This window comes from uncultured Mailhella sp. (assembly GCF_947631555.1).
Taxonomy (GTDB): Bacteria; Desulfobacterota; Desulfovibrionia; order Desulfovibrionales; family Desulfovibrionaceae; genus Mailhella.
Genome location: NZ_CANRLT010000107.1, coordinates 1 through 5,775 on the forward strand (window position 1 = coordinate 1; position 5,775 = coordinate 5,775).

Sequence of the window (5,775 nt, forward strand, 5' to 3'; positions counted from 1 at the left end):
GGCGAGGATGGTGGCGATGTAGGTGTTGGCCGGAACGATGATTTCATCCCCCGGGCCGAAGTCATGCGCCCGGATGACCAGTTCGAGCGCTTCCAGCCCGTTGGCCACGCCCAGAGCGTACTTTGTGCCGCAGTACTCGGCAAAGTGCCGGCAGAAGCGTTCGTTCTCTTCGCCCTGCAAATACCAGCCCCTGTCGAGAACGGTCTTAATGCGTTCGTCTATCTCACCGCGGAAACGGTTGTTCACTTTAGCAAGGTCGAGAAATGAAACCATGATTGACTCCTTCTAGTGAAGTTTGTATTAATAGTTGTATCCAGTCTTATTTGTTATCACCAAATATTCTTTTATTTATAGAGTAGCTGTTTATACATTGCTGCTTTATTGTTTTTGAACAAATGTCAGGAAAAACATATTTTCCATAGATATCTTTTTTATATATTGGGAAACCAAAAAATTTTAAGTGTTTCTGCTTTTTATTATTTTTCAGATATCCTACCTTCACACCAAAAATATAATAATCTAGTGTATCAAGGTGTGTAACAGTTTTATATATTGGGAATCCAAAAATTTTTAACTTCTTCTCTTTTGTATCATTTTGAAGTTCTCCTACTTGTACATTAAAAATATAGTAATATACTTTACCACGGTGAGTATCAGATTTAACAATTGGCAGCCATAATAAATAGTATCTTCTTGCAAAAATTCCTAGCTCCGAGTTATACGGCAAATACTTCAAGCATTTTTTAATTTTTTCATATGTTAAATTAGTTGAACTAATGCACTGTAATAAGTCTTTACCAGTAAATTCTATATTGCCGTGCTTTTCTTTGTAGTAATTAAAACATTTTTTACCATATTCCTCATGTTTATGAAAAACGCTTATATCATCAAGCATTTTATTAAATGACTGCAGAGTGTTAAATGATGGCTTAAGAATTTCCTTCTCACGATCTGCTTCTTGCGGTGAACTAAGAGAATATTCATAACAGTCAAAAAGCCAGCAAAAGTTATCCTGATAAGATTGATCTGTAGGGTTCTGTGAAGCTATGACGGGCAAAGATAACACTGCAAAATTTAAAAGAGCTGTCCCCATTGCAAAGCCGACATCTGTATGCTCCTGCAAATAGGCATCCCGCTCTTTACCAGTCATAAGTCCTTTAAAAATAAAATTTATATCCTTAAATTGCGTACAATATTCTTTAATTGATTTTTCATCAGGGCCATTACCAATAATATGAAAATTTTTCTTCTTGCTGGTAGAATAGGCTGAAAAATTTTTAATAAAGTTTTTTATCGCTCGCGTCTTTGAACCAACTATTCGCCCCAGCCAGACAACGTTTATTTCTTCATGGCGAGTATTTTGTTCATCAGAAGGATGGGATATTTTTCTTAATTCTTCATGAAGCTTTTGTATTTGTTTTAATATCGCCGCTTGCCTTTCATCTGGTTCTTCATTCGGTAACATATCTTCATTCAAGAAAAATAATGGAATATATTTTTTTTCAAAACGTTGCTTAAATTCATGACATGCTGATGCCCAGCATGCAAAATTCATAAAAGCTAGGGCATTATTTTCTTTTAACATTCTTCCTAGTTTATAAACTGTTTTTTTTCTAAATAAAACTCCCCAGGATATATTAGTAGTCCAATGATAGCAAATTATTTTTATATTTTTTGCTTTAATATTTTTAACACAACCAATTCTGTCATCTGGCATAAAAATACAAGAATCATCTTCCAAATCCCAATCCATAGATTCATACGGTATATAATGGATATCGTCCTTTGGAAAAAATTTCTTTCCAGTTCTTGTTACAATTCCATCTGAAAAATCTATAATACCTACTTTTATATTTTCTTTTACAATTAAATATTCCATAAGTCTTAATACAAAAAGATTTCCACCTCCAACAGCATAACAAAATTCAAAAAAATATATTCTCTTTGGCATCTTAGAAGATCCATCATTCAGATTTTCGTTCTGCTTAAAAAAAAGACTATGCTTCGTATTCATGGTTCTACCCCAACATGGAAAAGAGTTTGTCTTTGTTTTGCCAATAAATTTCTCTCGTCGTTATAAAAATATAATCAAGATCTGTTTCACCTATAATTTTGGAACCGCATATTTTATGGTATCGCACTACCTTGGTATTAGATTTGCGTACATCTATAACAGATTCTTCAAAATTAAACACTTCAAAGGCATATCTTCTAAATAATAAATGCCCTTCAAAGGATTCTTGAGGACTCGCGCCATCCTTCATGAGCCAGCTCCCTCCGGTAAATCGTGGTCCCTGTACATTATATATGCGTATTGTCCCCAGTGGCTCATGCTTTTTATTTTCAATAATAAAATACCATTCGTTATCCAGAGTAAAATAACGTTTCAAATAATCGATCTGCTTTTGCAGGTCAGGGTCTGTTTTATGCAGGAAGCGTGATTTCTTCTCATCCGTGCGGAGTTCCAGAATGAACGCAGCATCGTCCAGCCTCACCTCCCGCAGATTGACATATTTCCCCTGAAGCATTTCAGGATGAACAATCCTGGCCATAACATTCTCCTTGGCAACATGAAATTATTCTTGAAAGTTCCCGAATGCGGTCGTGTCCGTCCCGGAACACGCCGCTAGCTCTGGCCTTGCCCCCGAGTTCTCCGAACGTATCGTAGCGAGGGCCGCTTCCTTCTCCTCTTTGGCGAGCGCGTAGGGAGGCAGCTGAAAAAGCTCGTCAAGCGTCATGGCCCACCTCTTTCAGAAAGATGTCCTCAGGCTCGGAAAACACGGCTCCGAACGCTGCATAGAGGTTCATTACCGCCGTGTTCTGCGTGCTTATGCGGCCATTGAGCCGTTTGACGCCGCGCACGGCAGCCTCGCGGCAGGCTCCGGCGTAAAGGGACATGGCTGCGCCCGTCCTGCGGAAGGCTTCTTCCACAGCCGCCAGCTGGACGAACAGTGTGTCCGCGGAAGGGCGGGCAAGGGCGAGGAAGCCCGCGAGCCTTCCGTGCAGGAAGCAGGCCAGCACATCGTCCAGCGCCTCCACCCAGTCCTTCAGCACCAGCGCGGCGATGGAGGCGTCGCAGTCCGGGAGCACATGGAAGCGGCGGTCATAGGGAAAGGACGCGCAGGCAATGCGCAGGAGGTCTTCCCTGTGGCCGTCTGTTTTTTCCAGCTTCTCTACGGGCAGGCGCATGGCCTTTGCCGGATCCACGGGGCAGCGGGCAAGGCTTATGGACGCCTTCAGCGTGCGGTCGGCCCAGAAGAAGCCCCGCCGCTGCATCTCGATTTCGTTCGCGGCCGTAGCCGGGAGCCGCACACGCGCATGGGTGGCGCCCGCAAAATCCCAGTCGGCCGGCTGCGCGGACTCGATGTCCGCAAGACGGATGCTGCCCCAGGCCTTAATCATAAAGCTGCTCCAGCGTTGCATAGCGTGTCTTGCCGGACTCGCTCTTGGGGATGCTCTCCAGAACATGGACATGGAAGGCCGAAGGATTGAGCCTGGTTTTTTCGGCGAGGAAGTGCTTCACCTCCGCCGCAGCGCCCTCGTCAGTGACAAAGACCTGCATGGCATCGTCCTTGCCCGCGCAGGCGACTTCGCAGGAAAAATGGCTCTTGAGCAGGCGCTCGGTCTCGTCCAGTCCCACGCGGTTGCCGAAAATCTTCAAAAAGCGCTTCTTGCGGCCCACGATGGTAAAAAAGCCCTCGGCGTCAAAGGAGGCCATGTCCCCGGTGTGCAGGACGCCGTGCCGCTCATCGCCTTTGGCCAGGTCTTCTCCGCGCTCGGCGTAGCCGAGAGTCACGTTTTTTCCTTCGTAGAGCAGTTCGCCGACCACGCCCGGGGCCGTGATGTCCGCATCGTGCTCGTCCAGCAGGCGGAACCTGCCGCCGGGAATGGCCACCCCCATGGCGCCGCACTTTTCCAGTGCCTTATCCGCGGGCAGATAGCCCATGCGCGGCGAAGCCTCGGCCTGGCCGTACATGACGATGAAGCGCTTGCCCTCGCGCCTTGCGTATTCGGCAAATTTGCCGTGCAGTTCGGGCAGGAGCTTGCCCCCGGCCTGCGTCATGGTGCGCAGGGAGGGGAGCTTGCGCTGGAAAAAGCGCAGTTTGTCCAGCATTTCATAGGTGTAGGGAACGCCGCCGAAGGACGTGGCCTGCTGCCCGCTGAAGAGCGTCCAGAATTCGCGCTGCACCACAGTGTAAGGCGAAAGGATGAGCGCCGCCCCCGCCCACAGATGGCTGTTGATGATGGAAAGGCCGTAGGTGTAGTTCATGGGCAGGGTGGTGATGGCGCGCTCACTCGCATCGATATCCAGCGAAGCCACGATGGACACCGTGTTGGCGCGGGTGTTTTCATAGCTCTGCCGCACGAGCTTCGGCGAACCTGTGGAACCTGAAGTAGTGAGCAGGAGCGCAAGATCCTCGTGCAGGGGAAAGACGTGCGCCTCGGGGCGCTTCACCAGGGCGTAGCCGCGGGCCTCGTACACCACACGGCCTTCATGAGAATCCGCCTGGGCGCGGGGAAGCCAGAGATAGTCAGGCCGGTAGACCGCAAGGAAGCCGTCCAGCAGGGTGCGGTCCACATGTTCATCCAGCATGAGCGGGACGATGCGGTGGTTCAGAAACGCCGCATAGCCCAGAACCGAACCCATGCTGTTCGAGCAGAGACAGAAGACCAGGGAGCGCCCGTCAATGTGCGCTGCCAGTTCCCCGGCCCCGCTGTAGAGCTGGCCATAGGTCAGGCTTTCGCCCGTTTCATCAATGAGCGCGGTGCGGTGTTCAAAGTCAGACAGGTTCCACATGGGCATCTCCGTGGCAAACATCGGACATACGAAATTCCGGGCCGTGCCCGGGCAGGACGAGAAGATTTCTGTCCAGAGACTGTAGAAAGGGCAGCGTCACTTCGCGGTAGCGCTTCGTGCTGCCGCCGGGCAGCCGTGTGAGGACGGGCATGTCCCGGAGCAGGGAATCTCCGGTGAACACCGCCGCATGGTTCCAGAGTATGCAGGCACTTCCGGGCGTGTGCCCGGGGGTGCTCACCAGGGTGAAGTGCTCGCACCCGAAGTCCAGTTCCAGGCGCTCGCCAAAGGTCACATCCGCGGCATAGGTGCGCGGTTCGTAGTTCTGCCGGAAGTGTTCTGCCGTGTCCGTACCGTTCCGGGAATCCTGTATGGCCAGCATGGCTACCACCAGCGCCGGATGGCAGTTGTCCGTGGAGGCTATGGCGCGGCCGCAGGCCTCCTGACAGATGATCTTCGTCTTCCAGCGGGTCTTCCTCAGCTCTTGCAGAGTGCATAGGCCGGAGATGTGATCCGGGTGTTCGTGCGTGAGCAGGACGGTGCATTCCGCAACGCCTGATCCCTGAAGGAGCGCAAGAACCTCGGCGGAAGGATGGGGATCGACAACGAGCGCCCGCGCTCCATCGAGAAGAACGTACATGTTCGTGCGCACGTCCTCCGAGACGAAGCGGAATATCTCGCGGGAAGCTGCCGTCAGTCTGTCCATCCTGCCCGCCTCAGAACGCGACGCCGTACTTGGCGAGAAGTTCCCTGCCCTTGGCAAAGGAACTCAGATCCACGATGTCGTCAGGCTCCAGCATGATGTCGAAGGCCTCTTCCAGCGCGGCCACAAGGCCCATGTGCCCCACGGAATCCCACGCGGGAATGGCCTGAAACGTCAGATCCCGGGCGGTTTCGGCGTCAATGTCAAAGGCCTGCATGAAGGCCTGGGTATATTTTTCTTCATTGCTCATCAGAAAAGCTCCTTCCAGGTTTCAAGA

8 protein-coding genes are annotated in these 5,775 nt (G+C 50.1%); all 8 read right to left on the reverse strand.

Annotated features, from left to right (window positions below; genetic code table 11):
- Positions 1-273, reverse strand: a 273-nt coding sequence (locus Q0Z94_RS10760) for a DegT/DnrJ/EryC1/StrS family aminotransferase (protein WP_298069585.1), incomplete at its 3' end; no start/stop codon positions are given.
- 46 nt (positions 274-319) lie between these two features.
- Positions 320-2,014 carry a hypothetical protein gene (locus tag Q0Z94_RS10765; RefSeq protein WP_298069586.1) on the reverse strand — a complete coding sequence of 565 codons (1,695 nt, stop codon included), beginning with the start codon at positions 2,012-2,014 and terminating at the stop codon, positions 320-322.
- Between the two features lie 4 nt (positions 2,015-2,018).
- Complete coding sequence (locus Q0Z94_RS10770; protein WP_298069587.1) at positions 2,019-2,552, reverse strand: GNAT family N-acetyltransferase; 534 nt, start codon at positions 2,550-2,552, stop codon at positions 2,019-2,021.
- Positions 2,553-2,576: 24 nt separating this feature from the next.
- Positions 2,577-2,738, reverse strand: a complete 162-nt coding sequence (locus tag Q0Z94_RS10775; RefSeq protein WP_298069589.1) for a hypothetical protein — start codon at positions 2,736-2,738, stop codon at positions 2,577-2,579.
- A complete protein-coding gene (locus tag Q0Z94_RS10780; protein ID WP_298069591.1) occupies positions 2,728-3,402 on the reverse strand; it encodes a GNAT family N-acetyltransferase in 675 nt (224 codons plus the stop codon). Before Q0Z94_RS10780 ends, Q0Z94_RS10775 begins: the two co-directional genes overlap by 11 nt.
- Positions 3,395-4,798 (reverse strand): AMP-binding protein, encoded by a 1,404-nt coding sequence (locus Q0Z94_RS10785; RefSeq protein ID WP_298069593.1) that lies wholly within the window; start codon positions 4,796-4,798, stop codon positions 3,395-3,397. Before Q0Z94_RS10785 ends, Q0Z94_RS10780 begins: the two co-directional genes overlap by 8 nt.
- Positions 4,782-5,501, reverse strand: a complete 720-nt coding sequence (locus tag Q0Z94_RS10790) for an MBL fold metallo-hydrolase (RefSeq protein WP_298069595.1) — start codon at positions 5,499-5,501, stop codon at positions 4,782-4,784. Before Q0Z94_RS10790 ends, Q0Z94_RS10785 begins: the two co-directional genes overlap by 17 nt.
- 10 nt (positions 5,502-5,511) lie before the next feature.
- Positions 5,512-5,748, reverse strand: a complete 237-nt coding sequence (locus Q0Z94_RS10795; RefSeq protein ID WP_298069596.1) for an acyl carrier protein — start codon at positions 5,746-5,748, stop codon at positions 5,512-5,514.
- Positions 5,749-5,775 lie beyond the last annotated feature (27 nt).

Bases quoted from the DNA above. Each gene is read 5' to 3' on its own strand.
- Q0Z94_RS10765 (WP_298069586.1), bottom strand. From the start codon at position 2,014: ATGAATACGAAGCATAGTCTTTTTTTTAAGCAGAACGAAAATCTGAAT.
- Q0Z94_RS10770 (WP_298069587.1), bottom strand. From the start codon at position 2,552: ATGGCCAGGATTGTTCATCCTGAAATGCTTCAGGGGAAATATGTCAAT.
- Q0Z94_RS10775 (WP_298069589.1), bottom strand. From the start codon at position 2,738: ATGACGCTTGACGAGCTTTTTCAGCTGCCTCCCTACGCGCTCGCCAAA.
- Q0Z94_RS10780 (WP_298069591.1), bottom strand. From the start codon at position 3,402: ATGATTAAGGCCTGGGGCAGCATCCGTCTTGCGGACATCGAGTCCGCG.
- Q0Z94_RS10785 (WP_298069593.1), bottom strand. From the start codon at position 4,798: ATGTGGAACCTGTCTGACTTTGAACACCGCACCGCGCTCATTGATGAA.
- Q0Z94_RS10790 (WP_298069595.1), bottom strand. From the start codon at position 5,501: ATGGACAGACTGACGGCAGCTTCCCGCGAGATATTCCGCTTCGTCTCG.
- Q0Z94_RS10795 (WP_298069596.1), bottom strand. From the start codon at position 5,748: ATGAGCAATGAAGAAAAATATACCCAGGCCTTCATGCAGGCCTTTGAC.